The 17,736-nt window shown below is 64.4% G+C and carries 14 protein-coding genes and 1 other RNA gene; 7 read left to right on the top strand and 8 right to left on the bottom strand.

The genetic code is table 11. The annotated features are described in order from the left end of the window. Positions 1–32 precede the first annotated feature (32 nt). Positions 33–1,193 carry an enoyl-CoA hydratase/isomerase family protein gene (locus tag FYB76_RS06250; RefSeq protein WP_154133042.1) on the bottom strand — a complete coding sequence of 387 codons (1,161 nt, stop codon included), beginning with the start codon at positions 1,191–1,193 and terminating at the stop codon, positions 33–35. 67 nt (positions 1,194–1,260) lie between these two features. Beyond that, positions 1,261–1,595, bottom strand: an RNA gene (gene rnpB / locus FYB76_RS06245) — RNase P RNA component class A. A 182-nt stretch (positions 1,596–1,777) separates the two neighbouring features. On the opposite strand from rnpB, the gene FYB76_RS06240 reads away from it, so the two are divergent. Together FYB76_RS06240 and FYB76_RS06235 are read left to right on the top strand one after the other, a co-directional pair. Further along, positions 1,778–3,043, top strand: coding sequence for a D-amino acid dehydrogenase (locus FYB76_RS06240; protein ID WP_154133041.1), 1,266 nt, complete (start codon positions 1,778–1,780; stop codon positions 3,041–3,043). Between the two features lie 85 nt (positions 3,044–3,128). Beyond that, on the top strand, positions 3,129–3,881 hold the full coding sequence (locus FYB76_RS06235) for an HpcH/HpaI aldolase/citrate lyase family protein (protein ID WP_154133040.1): 753 nt from the start codon (positions 3,129–3,131) through the stop codon (positions 3,879–3,881). A gap of 108 nt (positions 3,882–3,989) precedes the next feature. Here the strand turns inward: FYB76_RS06235 and FYB76_RS06230 are convergent, their stop codons facing one another. The 5 genes from FYB76_RS06230 to FYB76_RS06210 form a co-directional block, all read right to left on the bottom strand. Next, positions 3,990–4,298 carry a helix-turn-helix domain-containing protein gene (locus FYB76_RS06230; protein ID WP_034330433.1) on the bottom strand — a complete coding sequence of 103 codons (309 nt, stop codon included), beginning with the start codon at positions 4,296–4,298 and terminating at the stop codon, positions 3,990–3,992. 2 nt (positions 4,299–4,300) lie between these two features. Next, on the bottom strand, positions 4,301–4,621 hold the full coding sequence (locus FYB76_RS06225; RefSeq protein ID WP_154133039.1) for a type II toxin-antitoxin system RelE/ParE family toxin: 321 nt from the start codon (positions 4,619–4,621) through the stop codon (positions 4,301–4,303). 74 nt (positions 4,622–4,695) lie between these two features. Then, on the bottom strand, positions 4,696–5,703 hold the full coding sequence (locus FYB76_RS06220; RefSeq protein WP_154133038.1) for an aldo/keto reductase: 1,008 nt from the start codon (positions 5,701–5,703) through the stop codon (positions 4,696–4,698). Between the two features lie 85 nt (positions 5,704–5,788). Continuing rightward, complete coding sequence (locus FYB76_RS06215) at positions 5,789–6,805, bottom strand: AraC family transcriptional regulator (protein ID WP_088755844.1); 1,017 nt, start codon at positions 6,803–6,805, stop codon at positions 5,789–5,791. A gap of 296 nt (positions 6,806–7,101) precedes the next feature. Further along, positions 7,102–8,115, bottom strand: coding sequence for a LysR family transcriptional regulator (locus FYB76_RS06210; protein WP_088755843.1), 1,014 nt, complete (start codon positions 8,113–8,115; stop codon positions 7,102–7,104). 415 nt (positions 8,116–8,530) lie between these two features. Here FYB76_RS06210 and FYB76_RS06205 point away from each other — a divergent pair, with 415 nt between their 5' ends. The 5 genes from FYB76_RS06205 (at position 8,531) to FYB76_RS06185 (ending at position 16,046) form a co-directional block, all read left to right on the top strand. Further along, on the top strand, positions 8,531–9,394 hold the full coding sequence (locus FYB76_RS06205; protein WP_195724583.1) for an alpha/beta hydrolase fold domain-containing protein: 864 nt from the start codon (positions 8,531–8,533) through the stop codon (positions 9,392–9,394). A 10-nt stretch (positions 9,395–9,404) separates the two neighbouring features. Beyond that, on the top strand, positions 9,405–10,613 hold the full coding sequence (locus tag FYB76_RS06200) for an efflux RND transporter periplasmic adaptor subunit (protein WP_154133037.1): 1,209 nt from the start codon (positions 9,405–9,407) through the stop codon (positions 10,611–10,613). A gap of 99 nt (positions 10,614–10,712) precedes the next feature. Then, positions 10,713–13,928: an efflux RND transporter permease subunit gene (locus FYB76_RS06195; protein ID WP_154133036.1), complete on the top strand. Its 3,216-nt coding sequence runs from the start codon at positions 10,713–10,715 to the stop codon at positions 13,926–13,928. Between the two features lie 33 nt (positions 13,929–13,961). After that, the gene (locus FYB76_RS06190) at positions 13,962–15,476 is read left to right on the top strand and encodes an efflux transporter outer membrane subunit (protein ID WP_154133035.1); all 1,515 of its coding nucleotides are present in this window, start codon (positions 13,962–13,964) and stop codon (positions 15,474–15,476) included. Positions 15,477–15,542: 66 nt separating this feature from the next. Further along, a complete protein-coding gene (locus tag FYB76_RS06185) occupies positions 15,543–16,046 on the top strand; it encodes a DUF1993 family protein (protein WP_154133034.1) in 504 nt (167 codons plus the stop codon). A gap of 110 nt (positions 16,047–16,156) precedes the next feature. Here FYB76_RS06185 and FYB76_RS06180 read toward each other — a convergent pair whose 3' ends face one another. Then, positions 16,157–17,641, bottom strand: coding sequence for a SulP family inorganic anion transporter (locus FYB76_RS06180; RefSeq protein WP_195724582.1), 1,485 nt, complete (start codon positions 17,639–17,641; stop codon positions 16,157–16,159). Positions 17,642–17,736 lie beyond the last annotated feature (95 nt).

Below are 17,736 nucleotides of genomic sequence, written 5' to 3'. Positions count from 1 at the left end.
CGCTGGCCCGGCCGGGGAGTGCCTGACGCGCTTCAGGCCCCCAGGTCGGCCAGCGGATGATCCGCCGCCGACCAGGGGTCAGCGAAGAAACCTTCCACCCATTGCGGCGTGGCACCGGCCAGCGAGGCCGGATTCCATTGCGGTTTCTGGTCCTTCTCGATGATCAGCGCGCGGATGCCCTCGACGAAATCGGGGCGCGCCGCGCAGTGCAGCGAGACCACGAATTCCAGCCGGAACACCTCCGCCAGCGACAGCCGACGCACGCGCTTCTGCAAGGCATGGCCCAGCCAGGCCGAGCCGGGCGAGCCGGCGCGCAGGGTCGCCTGTGCCTTGGCGAGCCAGGCGTCCTCGGTTTGCAGGGTGAGGATGCCATCCACGATCTCGGGCAGCGTGGGGCGGCGGCAGATGGATTCGATCAGGTCGAAATGGGTGCGCAGGTTGGCCGCCGCGAAGACTACGGCCCCTTCCTGGGAAGACGAGGCCTGCGCGCTTGCCAGGACACGGTCCAGCAATTCGGCATCATTGCCCTGCCCCCACGGCTGCATCAGCAAGGCGTCGATCACCGAGGCCTTGGCGGCATGGGCGACGCGATAGTCGGCCAGCCCGGCGAAGAGCGCATCGTTGGCGTTGAGGTTGGCGCCGGTCAGCGCCAGGAAGATGCCGGTCTTGCCCGGCATGCGCGCCAGGAACCAGCTTCCCCCCACATCCGGATAGAGCCCGATGGTGATTTCGGGCATGGCCAGGCGCGATTTTTCGGTGACCACGCGATGGCTGCAGCCGGCCATGAGGCCAATGCCGCCGCCCATGACGATGCCGTGCCCCCAGCACAGGATGGGCTTGGCGAAGCTGTGGACAAGATAATCCAGACGATATTCCTGCTCGAAGAATTCAGCCGCGTAGGTATTGGCGCGGATGTCCTCGCGCGCAGGCGAAGCGTGATGCTCGCGCATGGAGCGATAGAGCTGCTGCAAGTCGCCGCCGGCGCAGAAGGCTTTCTCGCCCTGCGCCTGCAGGATCACCATGGCCACGCCCGGATCGGCCTGCCACTGCTGCAGTTGCGGCGTGAGCAGCCGGACCATCTCCAGCGAGATGGCATGCAGGGTCTTTTCGGAAGCGAGGGTGGCGATGCCGATGCGACGGCCGTTGGCGGCCGTCAGTTCTTCGAATGCCACGGGGGCGGCGGTTTGATTCATGGGTCTCCTGGGTCTCTGGCGAGCCCGCAGTGCCCACGGGCCGCAGTGTGTTTTATGGAAATGAATTCAATGAAGCAGGCCGGTAGGCCGGATTCTGTTACGGCGGGAAACCCGCTATGACAGCCATTCCTCTAGGCGACGGATCGCTCCGCCGCTCAAGCTTTCTACCCGCACGCTCCGCGAGCCACATCAACGCGTGCCTATTTGAAATTGCTCCGGGTGGAGGTTACCGCGTTTCACCGTAACTGAATACGCTCGTCTCTGTGGCCCTGTTCCTCGCCTTATACCGGCTTGCGCCGGCTTTCAGCGGACGGCCGTTAACCGTCACCCTGCTCTGTGGAGTCCGGACCTTCCTCCCGCCGCCTCCTTGCGAAGGCGGCCAGCGGCTGTCTGGCCTGCATCGGGCGCTATTGTAGCGCAGCATCGGCCGGCATCGGGCATCGGCCGTCGCAAAACCCTTTTGCGCAGGCGCAAAAGCTCATGCCAATTCGGCATGTGACACCCGTGCGGCTCTTCGGTAGTCTGCTGCTGATCCGCTGCAGCCCACGCGCCGCGCGGTTCTTGACTGACTTCAACGAAACACCATGCATATCTGCGTAATGGGCGCCGGCGTGATCGGCGTGACCACTGCCTACCGTCTCCTGCAGGATGGCCATCAGGTCAGCCTCATCGATGCTCGCCCACAGCCCGGCGAGGGCACCAGCCAGGGCAATGGCGCCCAGCTCAGCTACTCCTATGTGGCGCCACTGGCCGATCCCTCGGTCTGGACCAAGTGGGCTTACTACCTGTTCAGCAAGGATTCGCCGCTGACTATCAGGCCTACCGCCGATCTTGGCCAATACCGCTGGCTGCTGGAATTCCTGCGTTGCTGCAATGCCCAGCGGGTACGCCAGACCACCATCGACCTGCTGCAACTGGCCTTCTACAGCCGTGATCAGCTCACGCAATGGAATGCTGGCCTGCAGCTGTCCTTCGACCATCAGCGCTCCGGCAAGCTGGTGATGTTCACCGATGCACAAGCCCTGGAGGCCGCCGCGCAGCAAGTGCAATTCCAGTCGCAATATGGCTGCCAGCAGGAAGTCCTGGGCGCTGCCGAATGCATCCGTATCGAACCGGCGCTGGGATACTCGCAGCGCGACTGGGTCGGCGGGGTCTACACGCCCAGCGAAGAAGCGGGCGATTGCCCGCAGTTCTGCCGCGCGCTGGTGGCGTCGATGCAGGCGCATCCGAACTTCCGCTTCATCGGCGGCGCCCGCGTCACCGAGGTACGCCGTGAAGGCCGCGCGCTGCGCGCGGTGCAGGCCGGTGGCCAATGGATTGCCGCCGATCGATTCGTGCTGGCGCTGGGCGCGGAGAGCGTGGAGTTCGCCCGCTTGCTGGACTTGCACCTGCCGCTCTACCCGCTCAAGGGCTACAGCATCACCGTACCGCTGGACGATGAGGCCAGCCGTACGGCCGCGCCACAGGTCTCCATCACCGATATCGCCAGGAAGATCGTCTATGCGCGCCTGGGCCAGCGCCTGCGCGTGGCAGGCCGCATCGAGCTGGTGGGCCAGGATCGCAGCATCCCGCCGAGCGCCATCGAAGAACTGAAGAATGGCCTGCGCGAACTCTTCCCGGGTTGCGCGCTGGGCGAGGATGCCACACTCTCGCCGTGGATGGGCTTCCGCCCCGCCACCCCGAGTGGCGTGCCGATCGTGGGCGCCTCGCCGGTGGAGAATCTTCATCTCAACATCGGCCAGGGGGCGCTGGGCTGGACGCTGGCCTGCGGCAGTGCGGCGCTGGTGGCCGACCAGATCGCCGGGCGCCGGTGCGCCATCGACGACACGGCCTTCCAGTACCGCGGCTGAAGAAGTTTCATGCAAGGGTGCCGCATTCGGACTTAACATGGCCGCTGGCCTGCAATGGCGCGGGCCCATCCATGGGAGACGAACGATGCGGGAAAACCGGCTGCGCACCCTCTTCGCGCAACAACAACTGGCCCTCTCGGGCTGGGTATCGATGGGCAATTCGCTGCTGGCCGAAGTGCTGGGCCACAGCGGCTACGATGCGGTGACGGTGGACTTGCAGCACGGCCCGTTCTCGATCGAATCGGCACTGCCCATGCTGCAGGCCATCTCCAGCACCCCCGCCGTGCCGCTGGTGCGCTGCTCCGAAAACAGCCTGGGCGAAATCAACAAGCTGCTCGATGCCGGTGCCTATGGCGTGATCTGCCCGCTGATCAACACGGCGGCCGATGCCGAGCGCTTCGTGCGCGCCTGCCATTATTCCCCGCGCGGCGCACGCAGCTATGGCCCGGCGCGCGGCTTCCTGTATGGCGGCGCGGACTACTTTGCGCACGCCAATGCCACCATCCTGACGCTGGCCATGATCGAGACCCGCGAAGGCTATGCCAACGCCGAAGCGATCCTGCAGACCCCTGACCTGGACGGCATCTTCATCGGCCCCAGCGACCTGGCCATCGAACTGGGCCTGGCACCGGACGCCTATGACGATGCGCGGCTCAACGAGGCCATCGACCATCTGCTGGCGCTGGGGCGCAAGCTGGGCAAATACGTGGGGATCTTCGCCGGCACCATGGAGATGGCGCAGCGCATGAAGGGCATCGGCATGGACCTGGTGGTGCCGGGCACGGATATCCAGCAGGTCAAGGCGGAGGGGGCGCGGAGGATCGCTGCGTTGCGCTGATCCAAGGGAAAGATGAAGTGCGCAGCGCCCGATAGGGGCCGGCCAGTTGAAGTCGGGACGACTTGGTGAAGAAAAAGGCGGAAAACCTTCCGCCTTTTCGCCAGGCACTCAACCGGCAAAACTGATTTGCGGCTTCAGTCCCAGCTTGCCGGCCAAGGTCACCAGCATATCCAGGCTGAAATCCTCGACCTTGCCTTTCAACAGCCGGGAAACGCGCGGTTGCGTGATACCCAGTTCTTCGGCGGCCTTGGCCTGGGTCCATCCTTTTTCTTTCAGCCGCTGCGAGGTTTGCGCCAACACCTTCACGCGCATGAGCATGACCTCAGCCTCGGCCGGTTCAAAGCCGAGATCAATGAACACGTTGCCGCTACCGGAAACAATGCTGTCGTCATTCCAGCGGGGATCGGTCGTTTGCATGTTCAAGCTCCTATCATTCGGTAACGTCGGGCTGCCAGATCGATATCTGCCTTTTCGGTTTTCTGCGTCTTCTTCTGGAAGGCGTGCAGCACATAGATGGCGTCGGCAAACTTGGCCACGTACATCACACGAAATGCACCACGGGCTTTGTCCCGATAGCGAATTTCATAGACACCCTGGCCGACACTGGGCATGGATTTGAAGTCGCTGGGCTCGACGCCGAACTGAACACGCGCCAATTCGCCGCCCAAGGCGCGCCGCACATCGTCCGGCATATCACGCAGGTCAGAGAGACTGGAACCGAGAAAACGCAGGGGTTTCATGCAAAAATAATACAAGTACTTGCATATTTATGCAAGTACTTGCATCAACCTGTAGCCGCGTCCTTGTACGTCGTTCAGCCCCTCACCACCCGCCCAAAGAACGGATAATTCGGATCGTTATACCCATGCGTGGACGCATGCCCCGGCGTGACCAGGCTGTCGACCAATGCCTCTTCCTCCGCGCTGATCTTCATCTCCACCGCATCGTAGTAATCCTCCATCTGCGCCAGCGTGCGCGGTCCGGCGATGACGCTGCTGATGGAAGCATTGGCCAGCACCCAGGCGGTGGCGAACTGGCCCAGCTTGATGCCGCGCGCTTCGCAGTGCTGCTGCAGCCGCTGCGCGATCAACAGCGATTCCTCGCGGAACTCGGTCTCCATCATGCGCTTGTCACCCCGGCCGGCACGCGTGTCCTGCGGCGGCTTCTGGCCGGGCTGGTACTTGCCGGTCAGCACACCGCGTGCAATCGGGCTGTAGGGCACCACGCCCAGACCATAGTTGGCGCAGGCCGGCAGGATTTCCACTTCAGGCTGGCGGTTCAACAGGTTGTAATACGGCTGGCACACCAGCGGCAGCGGGACATTGTTCTTCTCGCACAGGCGCACGATCTCGGCAATGCGCCAGCCACGGAAGTTGGAGACGCCAAAGCCGCGGATCTTGCCCGCACGGATCAGGTCGCCCAGCGCCTGCACGGCCTCTTCCAGGTTCTCGTCCTGGTAGTCGCGGTGCATGTAGAGGATGTCCAGGTAATCGGTATCCAGGCGCTTCAAGATGTTCTCGGTCTCGCGCACGATCCAGCTGCGCGAATAGTGCGACTCATTGGGCTTGCCGCTCATGGCATTGCCCAGCTTGCTGGCCAGCACCCACTCATGGCGCTGCCCGGCCAGCAGCTTGCCAACGATGTCCTCGGACTTGCCCTTGGTATAGACGTCTGCCGTATCGATGAAATTGATGCCATGCTCGCGCGCTGACGCCACGATGCGGCCGGACTCTTGCAGGTCGGTCTGGTCCCCGAACATCATGGAACCCAGACACAGGGCCGATACCTTCAGGTTGCTCTTGCCGAGGCGACGATAATGCATGCTGTCTCCGAATCAAAATGGATGTGGATAACTTAACTGCGGGAAGCCCCTCATTCTAGCGAGCCCCCGCTACGCCTGCTCACGCTCACAGCACCGGCGCTTCCTCTTCCTGCCAGCGGCGCTTGTCACGCAGCGGCGGCGCGCCGAACAGGCGACTGTATTCTCGGCTGAACTGCGATGAACTCTCGTAACCCACACGATGCGCGGCAGTGGCCACGCTGGCGTCGGCGGTGAGGATCAATTTGCGGGCTTCCTGCAGGCGCAAATTCTTCTGGTATTGCAGCGGACTCATGGCGGTCACCAGCTTGAAATGGTGATGCAGCGAAGAAACGCTCATATGCACATCGCGTGCGACATCCTCGATGCGCAAGGCCCGGTCATAGCCCTCCTTGATGAGGCGGATGGCCTTGGCCACGCGATTCATCTGGCTGTCCTGCAGCACGGTCTGGCGCAACAGCGCCCCCTGCCCGTTCATCAGCAGGCGATACAGGATCTCGCGCCGGATCATCGGTGCCATGATAGGCACGTCGCGCGGGGTCTCATGCAGGCGCAACAGGCGCAGCACCGCATCGAGCAGGTCGACGTCGAGCCGGTTCACGTACAGCCCGCGCGCAGCGCCCTCGCCGAGATTGGCCGATGCAGGCAGGTTCTCGTCGCCGATCAGCTCACCGATTTCCTGGGTATCGAGTTCCAGCCGCAAACCCAGGTAGGGCTCATCGGGACTGGTCACCATGACCTTGCCAACCACCGGCAGGTCCACCGAGGCGACCAGGTAATGCATGGGATCGTATTCGTAGATTTCATCGCCCACGAAGATGCGCTTGGAACCCTGCGCAATCACCGCAAAGACCGGCTTCTGCACCGCGTGCTTGGGGCCGGTCGGACAGGTGATGCGATAGATTTCCAGGTTGGGGATGGCCGTGGCCAGCATGCCTTCGACGCCGGCCGTATACCGCTCCAGCAGCTGCAGCAGCTCCTGCTGCATGGTTTGGAAACGCGGATCATCCTGGGCCCGGCTGGGCGCACTGTCCCCCGCCCCGGGCAGCAGCAGCGGGCCGGAAAGCGGGCCGGAATCCTGGACGGAATGCAGATCGAGGTCCATAAGCTCCTCTCATTGAAAGACAGACGCGACTGTAGCGCGGACTGGCAACTGCCTGATCCTCCGCCATCGAACCATGGAGAATCGGGCAAGAAGTTTGCAGGATCAGGTATGCCCTTGCACGATTGGGCGCAGCCACGATGGCAAGACATCGCCATCGCTCCAGCTACGGCGCGATTCCACCTGAAACTCCAGCAAGCAGGGAAAGAGAATCGGGCAAAAAATCAGCAGCTTAAGGCACGCGAAAACAGCGGCCCGCCCTGCATAATCCTCGCCGAACCCCAAGCCGGATCTATCGATCAGAACACGCTCTCGGCGATGTTGTATTGCTCCACCACGGTGCGTACCGTCGTGGACTCGGGCTTGTTGACGAAGTGGCACTCGCTGTCTTCCATACCCATGGTGCAGGCCTTGTTCAACGGGCAGGTGGCGAACAGTTCGGCCACCCAGTCCACGAAGGCGCGCACCTTGGGCGACAGATGGCGGTTGTGCAGGTACACCACGGAAATCGGCAGCGGTGCCGGCTTCCATTGCGACAGCACCTCCACCAAGCGGCCTTCATCGATGTGACGCGTGACCATGTAGAGCGGCGCCTGCACCATGCCAAAGCCTTGCAGCGCGCACTCCACGTAGGCGTCGGCATCGTTGACCGAGAGACGGCCATTCATCTTCACCTCGCGGGTGATGCCATCGACCACGAAGTCCCAATCGATGGTGCGGCCGGTACGGCTGGAGAAGTAATGCACCGACTGGTGCTGCTGCAGGTCTTCGATGGTGTGCGGCACGCCGTGGCGCTCCAGGTAGGTCGGCGAGGCGCAGGTAACGGTCTGGAAGGTACCGATGCGACGCGCCACCATCGAGGAATCCTGCAGGTCACCCACGCGGATGACGCAGTCCACCGCCTCCTGCACCAGGTCCACCGGACGGTCGCCCATGCCCATGACCAGTTCGATGTCCGGGTACTTGCTGTAGAAGTCGCACAGGTTGGGCAGCAGCATGAGCCGGCCGATGGAGCCGGGCACGTCGATGCGCAGCCGGCCTTGCGGGCCGCGGGTGACGTTGCGGAAGGATTGTTCAGTCTCGTCGATGTCGGCCAGGATGCGCACGCAGCGCTCGTAATACGCCGCGCCATCGGGCGTGAGGCTGATGCGGCGGGTGGTGCGGTTCAAGAGGCGCACCTTCAGCATGCTCTCCAGCCCCTGGATCAGGGTGGTCACGGTAGTACGCGGCAGGTTCAGGTTGTCGGCAGCGCGCGTGAAGCTGTTGGCATCCACCACAGCAGTAAAGACTTGCATGGCCTGGAAACGGTCCATCGCTCTCTCCTTTGAGGCCGCCGCCTGGGAAACACCGGCGCGGCAAACGGGGGCCAAGACAGTTTCATGCAAGCCCTGGCACCGCCCCCGGCGCGCCGTCTTGCAAGGACGGGATGGACCTCGATCACGCAGACCAGCCTCATCCCAATTTAAAACAAATAACAACAAAAGCCAGCCAACTTTGCGCATCAGGGGGGCAACGTGGTCGATTTTCCCACATCACCCACGCCTTCGGGCAGCGCTGTAACCAGGCTTTTACTTCACTGAAAGGATCAGCAAAGTGAACGAATTGATCGTCCTGATTGTTCAGACTTACCGAACAGTGTTGTTGGATTATAGGTGTTTATTCGAGACCCTGCTGTGGCGCACAATCCGCCTCATTCTTGGACAAGTGGCTTCGGCCCAGGCGCTCATCATGCAAGGTTCCTCTCCGCTGGACATCCGCAATTTCTTCGTTCCCGGCCCGCTGGGACGTATCCCCGTGCGCCTGTACCAGCCCGCTGTCGCCCTGGCCAAGGGCGAAAAACGCCCGCTGGTGCTGTACTTCCACGGCGGCGGTTTCACCAGTGGTTCGCTGGATGACGCCGACACCCCGGCCAGCTTCCTGGCCCAGCACAACCAGGCCGTGGTGCTGTCGGTCGCCTATGCGCTGGCGCCGGCCAAGCCCTTCCCGGCCGCGCCCGAAGACGCCTTCGCGGCCGCCGCCTGGGCCTGCAAGAACGCCGCCGAACTGAAGGTGGACCTGGACCGCATGGTGGTGGCCGGTGACGACGCCGGTGGCAGCCTGGCGGCCAGCCTGACGATGATGACCCGCGATCGCTGCGGCAAACCCCTGGCCGCCCAGGTACTGATCAGCCCGATGCTGGACCCGAGCATGCGCCTGCTGGGCGATGCCACCCGCCTGCAATCGGACGTCACCGCCGAGACTTGCGCGGCCAGCTATCGCCAGTACCTGCCGCAGACCATGCAGCGCCTGCATCCCTACGCCGCGCCGCTGGAAGTGAGCCGCCTGGCGGGCTTGCCGCCGGCCTTCATCGCCACGGCCGAACGCGACGTGCTTTGTCCGGAGGCCGAGAAATACGCCTCCAGCCTGATCCTCGCGGGCGTACCGACGCAGGTGTCGCGCTTCGTGGGCATCACCCATGGAGCGCTGCGCACGCACCTGCCCTTGCTGACCGAGATCGTCAATTTCCTGCGCTGCCGCTTCGCCACCCTGCGACGCGATGTCGCGCTCCCTGAATTCCTGCCGCATCCGCTTCACCCCTCCACTTCACTCTGAGGACAAGAAAATGAATACTCCCGCTCCCCTGCGCAAACGCTTCGCTCTCACCGCCACGGTGGTGGCCGTCATCGCCATCTCGGTCGGTGGCGCCATCTCCGTGGTGGGCCTGTCGGCCAATGCCTCCACTGCACCGGCCGCTGCTGCGGCCGGTGCTCCGGTGGATGTGGCCGAGGTGGTCCAGCGCCAGATCATCGACTGGCAATCCTATTCGGGCCGCATCGAAGCGGTCGATCGCGTCGAGGTCCGTCCGCTGGTCGGCGGCACCCTGACTGCCGTGCACTTCAAGGATGGCGCCCTGGTCAAGAAGGGCGACGTGCTCTTCACCATTGACCCGCGCCCCTATGAGGCCGAAGTCGCCCGCGCCGAAGCGCAACTGGCCGGCGCCGAGGCACGTGCCGGCTATACCGCCTCCGACCTGGCCCGTGGCCAGCGCCTGCTGGGCGACAACGCCATCGCCAAGCGCGATTTCGAAGAAAAGCAGAACGCCTCGCGCGAAGCCTCGGCCAATGTCGCCGCCGCCCGCGCCGCCCTGCGCGCGGCCCGCCTGAACCTGGAATACACCCGCATCACCGCACCGGTCTCGGGCCGCATCTCGCGCGCCGAGGTGACCGTGGGCAACGTGGTGAACCCGGGTGCAGCCAATGCCCCGCTGACCACGCTGGTGTCGGTGGCCAAGGTCTATGCCTCCTTCGACGTGGATGAACAAAGCTTCCTGAAGTACGTGAACCCGGCGCGCGCCGCCGGCACCTCCGTGCCAGTGGAACTGGGCCTGGCCAATGAAGACGGCTACTCCCGCAAGGGCCGCGTCGGTTCGGTCGACAACCGCCTCGACACGGCCTCCGGCACCATCCGCGTACGCGCCATCTTCGACAACGCCGATGGCCAGTTGGTCCCGGGCCTGTATGCCCGCGTGCGCCTGGGTGGCGGCGAGCCGCACCAGGCCGTGCTGATTGACGAAAAGGCCGTCGGCACCGACCAGGACAAGCGCTTCGTCATGGTGGCCGACAAGGACAACAAGGCCAATTACCGCCAGGTGGTGGTGGGCGCTGGCCATGACGGCCTGGTGGTGATCGAAAAGGGCCTGCAGCCGGGTGAACGCATCGTGGTCAATGGCCTGCAGCGTGTGCGCCCGGGTGACCCCATCACCCCGACGGTGGTACCGATGCAGGCGCAGAACGGGACAGCCGCACCGGCACCTGCGGCCGGCAAGGCCTGATCCGCACCAGCGCTCTCGCATTCAAGGAAGAACAAGTCGCAGGGGCTGCAAGGCCCGCTGCCAGGGCATTTGCATCCTGACGACTGACAAGGAACCCACATGAATATCTCAAAATTCTTCATCGACCGCCCGATCTTTGCGGGCGTGCTGTCGGTACTGCTGCTGCTGGGCGGCGTGCTGGCCATGCTGCAGCTACCCATTTCCGAATATCCGGAAGTGGTGCCGCCTTCCGTGGTGGTGCGCGCGCAGTATCCCGGCGCCAACCCCAAGGTGATCGCTGAAACGGTGGCCTCGCCGCTGGAAGAGCAGATCAACGGCGTGGAAAACATGCTCTACATGCAGTCGCAGGCCAACAGCGACGGCAACCTCACCATCACCGTCAACTTCCGCCTGGGCGTCGATCCCGACAAGGCCCAGCAGCTGGTGCAGAACCGCGTCTCGCAAGCCCTGCCGCGCCTGCCGGAAGACGTGCAGCGACTGGGCGTGACCACGCTCAAATCCTCGCCCACGCTGACCATGGTGGTGCACCTGACCTCGCCCGACAACCGCTACGACACCACCTACCTGCGCAACTACGCGGTCCTCAACGTCAAGGACCGCCTGGCGCGTATCCAGGGCGTGGGTGAAGTGGGCCTGTTCGGTTCGGGCAACTACGCCATGCGCGTCTGGCTTGATCCCAACAAGGTGGCCCAGCGCGGCCTGACCGCCACCGACGTGGTGCGCGCCATCCGCGAGCAGAACGTGCAGGTGGCCGCCGGTGTGATCGGCGCCTCGCCCAGCTCGCCGGAGACACCGCTGCAACTGTCGGTGAACGCCCAGGGTCGCTTGAAGACTGAAGGCGAATTCCGCGACATCATCCTGAAGGCTTCGCCCGATGGCGCCACCACCCGCCTGGGCGACGTCGCCCGCGTGGAACTGGCTGCCTCCGAATATGGCCTGCGCTCGCTGCTGGACAACAAGCCGGCCGTGGCCATCCCCATCTTCCAGGCGCCCGGTGCCAATGCGCTGGATGTCTCGACCCAGGTGCGTGCGGCGATGAAGGAATTGTCGGCCGACTTCCCCAGCTCGGTCAGCTACAGCATCGTCTATGACCCGACCCAGTTCGTGCGGGCCTCCATCGAAGCGGTGGTGCATACCCTGCTGGAAGCCATTGCATTGGTCGTGATCGTGGTGATCATCTTCCTGCAGACCTGGCGCGCTTCCATCATTCCGCTCTTGGCCGTGCCGGTCTCCATCATCGGTACCTTCTCGCTGATGCTGGGCTTTGGCTACACCATCAATGCACTGTCGCTGTTCGGGATGGTGCTGGCCATCGGTATCGTGGTCGATGATGCGATCGTGGTGGTGGAAAACGTGGAACGCAACATCGGTGCCGGCCTCTCGCCGCGCGACGCCACCTATCGCGCCATGCAGGAAGTCTCCGGCCCCATCATCGCCATTGCCCTGACGCTGGTGGCGGTGTTCGTGCCGCTGGCCTTCATGACTGGCCTCACCGGCCAGTTCTACAAGCAGTTCGCGATGACCATTGCGATCTCCACCGTCATCTCGGCCTTCAATTCCCTGACGCTGTCCCCGGCCCTGGCCGCCCTGCTGCTCAAGGGCCATGGCGACAAGCCGGACTGGCTGACGCGCCAGATGGACCGCTTCCTGGGTGGCTTCTTCATCCGCTTCAACCGCTTCTTCAACCGTGCCTCCGACAACTACGGTCATGGCGTCACCGGCGTGATCAAGCGCAAGGGTGCCACCATGGGTGTGTATGTGGTGCTGCTGGCGGCGACGCTGGGCGTGTCCTACATCGTCCCCGGCGGCTTCGTGCCGGGCCAGGACAAGCAATACCTGGTCGCCTTCGCACAGCTGCCCAATGGCGCCTCGATCGACCGCAGTGAAGAAGTGATGCGCAAGATGAGCGACATCATGTTGAAGGAACCGGGCGTGGCCAGTGCGATTGCCTTCCCCGGCCTGTCCATCAACGGCTTCACCAACAGCTCCTCGGCCGGTATCGTCTTCGTGGGCCTGAAGCCCTTCGAGGAACGCAAGAGCAAGGAACTGTCAGGCAACGCCATTGCTGCCTCGCTGAACAAGAAATTCGGCGGCATCAAGGAAGCCTTCACCGCCGTCTTCCCGCCGCCGCCGGTGATGGGCCTGGGTACGCTGGGTGGTTTCAAGATGCAGATCGAAGACCGCGATGCGCTGGGCTACGCTGAACTGGACAAGGCCGCGCAAGCCTTCATGAAGGCTGCCGCCAAGGAACCGGCGCTGGGCCCGATGTTCTCCAGCTACCAGATCAACGTGCCGCAGCTGGACGTGGAACTGGATCGCGTCAAGGCCAAGCAGCTGGGCATTCCGGTCACCGACGTGTTCAACACCATGCAGATCTACCTGGGTTCGCTGTACGTGAACGACTTCAACCGCTTCGGCCGCGTCTACCAGGTGCGTGCCCAGGCTGACGCGCCCTTCCGTGCCAAGGCCGAGGACATCGCGCAACTGAAGGCCCGCAACGATGCCGGCGAGATGGTGCCGCTGTCCTCCGTGGTGAAGGTCAAGCAGACCTTCGGTCCGGAAATGGTGGTGCGCTACAACGGCTATACCGCCGCCGACATCAACGGTGGTCCGGCCCCGGGTTATTCCTCGGACCAGGCACAGGCTGCGGCTGAACGCGTGGCCGCTGCCACCCTCCCGCGCGGCATCAAGTTCGAGTGGACCGACCTGACCTACCAGAAGATCCTGGCCGGCAATGCAGGCGTGTGGGTGTTCCCGATCAGCGTGCTGCTGGTGTTCCTGGTGCTGGCTGCGTTGTATGAAAGCCTGACCCTGCCGCTGGCCGTGATCCTGATCGTGCCGATGAGCATCCTGGCAGCACTGACCGGTGTGTGGCTGACCCGTGGCGACAACAACATCTTCACCCAGATCGGCCTGATGGTGCTGGTGGGCCTGTCGGCGAAGAACGCCATCCTGATCGTGGAATTTGCCCGCGAACTGGAGATGCAGGGCCGCACTGCCGTGCAAGCCGCCATCGAAGCCAGCCGCCTGCGCTTGCGTCCGATCCTGATGACCTCGATCGCCTTCATCATGGGTGTGGTGCCGCTGGTGACTTCCTCCGGCGCCGGTTCGGAAATGCGCCATGCGATGGGTATTGCGGTGTTCTTCGGCATGCTGGGCGTGACCCTCTTCGGCCTGTTCCTCACGCCCGTGTTCTACGTCCTGCTGCGTACCATCGACCGCCGTGCATTGCATTCGGCCTCGCACCACGAAGCCCCGATGACTGCCGGCACCCACATCGCCCACGCTGCACCGGGCGCACAGGATGATCGCTGATCTGCGGATCGGCCCATGAATGGAGCAAGAAAAATGATGAACCAATCTCTCTCGATCGGCCGCCTGCTGCGCCCCGTGCGCATCAGCTCGGCCCTGCTGGCGGCACTGCTGGTATTGGCCGGCTGCTCGGTGGCCCCGACCTATGAACGTCCGGCGGTGGACACCCCGGCCGCCTTCAAGGAAGCCGCCCCTGCGCCGCAGACCGGCGAGAACGGCAGCCAGTGGAAGACCGCGCAACCGGCCGAAGACATCGCCCGTGGCCAGTGGTGGAAGATCTTCGGCGACGACAAGTTGAACGCCCTCGAAGACACCGCCCAGCAAGCCAACCAGGACCTCAAGGCGGCCGCCGCACGCCTGGGCCAGGCGCGCGCCCTGACCCGCGACGCGCGTTCGGGCTACTTCCCGCAGGTGGATGCCGGGGTCGGTGCGACCCGTCAGCGCCCGTCGCCCGCCTCACAAGGCTTGCCGGCCGATGCCAACACACAACCGTTCACTCTCTATCGTGCTCAGGTGAACGTTTCTTACGAAGTCGACCTGTTCGGCCGGGTCGCCTCGACCGTCGATGCCGCCACCGCCGATGCCCAGCGCAGAGAAGCGCTGTTCCATTCGGTGCTGCTGGCCCTGCAGGCTGACGTCGCGCAGCAATACTTCCAGGTGCGTGAACTGGACGCTGCCGCCGAGCTCTATCGCGGCACCGTCGAACTGCGCCAGGAATCGCTGCGTCTGGTGCAGCGCCGCTTCGATGAAGGCGACATCAGCGAAGTGGACGTGGCCCGCGCCCGTTCCGAACTGGCCTCGGCCCAATCGGAAGCGCTGGGCATTGCCCGCCAGCGCGCCACCGCCGAACACGCCCTGGCCATCCTGCTGGGCCGCACCCCGGCCGAGTTCTCGCTGCCGCCGCAACCGCTGACGCGACTGAGCGTGACGGTGCCGGCCGGGCTGCCCTCGACGCTGCTGGAGCGCCGCCCCGACATCGCCGCCGCCGAACGCGCCATGGCCGCCGCCAATGCCCGCGTGGGCGTGGCCAAGTCGGCCTTTTTCCCGGCGCTGAACCTGACCGGTGGCCTGGGCTATGAGTCGGCGCAACTGGGTGACCTGTTCAACTGGTCCAGCCGCACCTTCCTCCTGGGCCCGCTGGTGGGTACCGCGCTGTCGATGCCGCTGTTCGATGGCGGACGCCGCCAGGCCGGTGTGGATCGCGCGCGCGCCAGCTATGAAGAGCAAGTGGCGACCTATCGCGGCACGGTCCTGAACGCCTTCCGCGAAGTGGAAGACAACCTGGCCAACCTGCGCATCCTGGACGACCAGAACCGCGCCCAGGATGAAGCCGTAGCCGCCTCCTCGCGCGCAGCCAAGCTCTCCCACACGCAGTACCGCGAGGGTGCGGTGAGCTACTTCAGCGTCATCGATGCCGACCGGACCGTGCTGCAGACCCGGCGCGCCTCGGTCACGCTCGATGGCGAACGTGCCCGCGCAACAGTCAACCTGATCCGTGCCCTGGGCGGCGGATGGGGTGGACCGGCGACACAGCTTTCCTCATCCAGGTAAGTCCATGCCGGACCTGTGCTCCTGCGGCAGGTCCGGCCCACTCAACGCAGCCAACCAGACATCACCATGACCATCACCCTTTACGAGGCCAGCATCCCGTTGCTGGTCCGCGGCCTGAACACCCTTTCCACGCTGCTCGACAAGGCCGAGCAGCATGCTGGCCAACACCAGCTGGATGCGCAGCAATTGCTGTCGGCCCGCCTGTACGAAGACATGTTCCCGCTGTCGGCGCAGATCCAGCGCGCCAGCGATACCGCCAAGGCCACCGCCAGCCGCCTTTCAGGCGTAGCCGCACCGGCCTTTGCGGATGATGAGTCCACTTTTGACGAACTGCAGGCGCGCATCAACAAGACCCTGCTGTTCCTGGAAACGGTCACCCCCGAAGCCGTTGACGGCCAGGAAGAACGCCCGGTGACCATGAAGCTGCGCGGCGAGGAGCGCACCATGACCGCCCAGGAATACCTGACCGTGTTCGGCCTGCCCAACTTCCTGTTCCACGTCACCACCGCCTACGGCATCCTGCGCCACCAGGGCGTGAAGCTGGGCAAGATGGACTTCCTGGGTCTGTAAGCCCCATGCGAAAGCGGCCCGCATCCTGAAATGCGGGCCGCTGCCCAAAACTTTTTCCCGTGGTATTTCGCCCGCCCCGCGCACATGTCTGTGTGCGCCGGCGGGCTTTTTTACGCTACCTGCGGCAAGCCCGCGCGTTCCAGCAACTGGCTGCAACGCTGCGACAAGGCCACCACACGCAGCGTCTTGCCGGCACGAACGTAGCGCTCGGCCAAAGTCTGTACGGCTGCGATGGCGGAGTGATCGGCCAGGCGCAGATGACGGCAATCCAGGGTCACCTGCTGCGGATCGTTGGCGGTATCGAAGAGGTCGAGGAAGTGCGTGGTGGAGGCGAAGAACAGTGTGCCCTGCGGCAGGTAGGTACGGCTGCCATCGGCCTCGTCGCGGCGATCAGCGCGGATTTCACGCGCGTGCTGCCAGGCGAAGTTGAGCGCGGTGATGACGATGCCGCAGAGGACGGCCACGGCCAAATCGGTCAGCACCGTGATGATGGTCACCGCGATGATGACCAGGGCATCGCTGCGCGGCACCTTGCCCAGCACGCGCAGCGAACCCCAGGCGAAGGTTTCCTGCGCCACCACGAACATGACGCCCGCGAGCGCCGCCAGCGGAATGCGCTCGATGGCCGGGGACAGGAAGAGGATGAACAGCAGGATCATCCCGCCCGCCACCACACCGGAAAGACGCGAGCGCCCGCCCGAGCCGAGGTTGATCATGGTCTGGCCGATCATGGCACAGCCGCCCATGCCGCCGAACAGGCCCGAGACGATGTTGGCCGCGCCCAGCGCCAAGCATTCGCGGTTGGGTTGGCCACGGCTGGCGGTGATCTCGTCGGTGAGGTTGAAAGTCAGCAGGGTTTCCAGCAGGCCGACGATGGCCATGAGCACCGCATAGGGACCGATGATGCGCAGCGTCTCCAGGTTCATCGGCACGCTGGGCCAGTGCAGCGGCGGCAGGCCACCGGCGATCTGCGCCATGTCGGCCAGGGTGCGGGTGTGCAGGCCGCTGAGATAGGTCACCAGGCCCACGCCGAGAATGGCCGCCAGCGCCGGCGGAATCGCCTTGGTCACGCGCGGCAGCAGCCACACGATCAGCATGGTGGCCAGGGTCAGGCCGATCATGATGGCCAGCGCCCCGCCCTGCAACCATTGCGGACCGGCGGGCGACTCGACGCGGAAATGTTCCAGCTGCGACATCGCGATCACGATGGCCAGTCCGTTGACGAAGCCCAGCATCACCGGGTGCGGCACCATGCGCACCAGCTTGCCCAGCCGCAGCGCGCCGAAGAGCAGCATGATCACGCCCGACAGCACCACCGTGGCCAGGAAATACTGTGCACCGTGCTGGACCACCAGGGCCACGATGACCACGGCCATCGAGCCGGCCGCCCCGGAAATCATGCCTGGCCGGCCCCCGAACAAGGCCGTGATGGTACAGATGAAGAAAGCGCCATAGAGCCCCATCAGCGGGTTCAACTGCGCCACCAGTGCAAAGGCGATGCATTCGGGCACCAGCGCAAAGGAGGTGGTGAGGCCGGCCAGCACGTTCTGGCGCAGGTCGCGCAGGCGCGATGTGGTAGGGGCGATGGTCGTCATGAACAAGATCAGCAGGAAATCAGCCGCCGCACAAGAAGGCAAGGCGGCCGCTACGGGACAGCAAGGAATGGCCCGCAAGATGCCGCGCTGGCAAC

It is taken from the genome of Herbaspirillum sp. CAH-3, from assembly GCF_009668275.1.
In the GTDB taxonomy this organism is placed as follows: Bacteria; Pseudomonadota; Gammaproteobacteria; order Burkholderiales; family Burkholderiaceae_D; genus Herbaspirillum; species Herbaspirillum aquaticum.
Note: the sequence above shows the minus strand (reverse complement) of the source record. Positions and strands in the feature narration are given on the sequence as shown.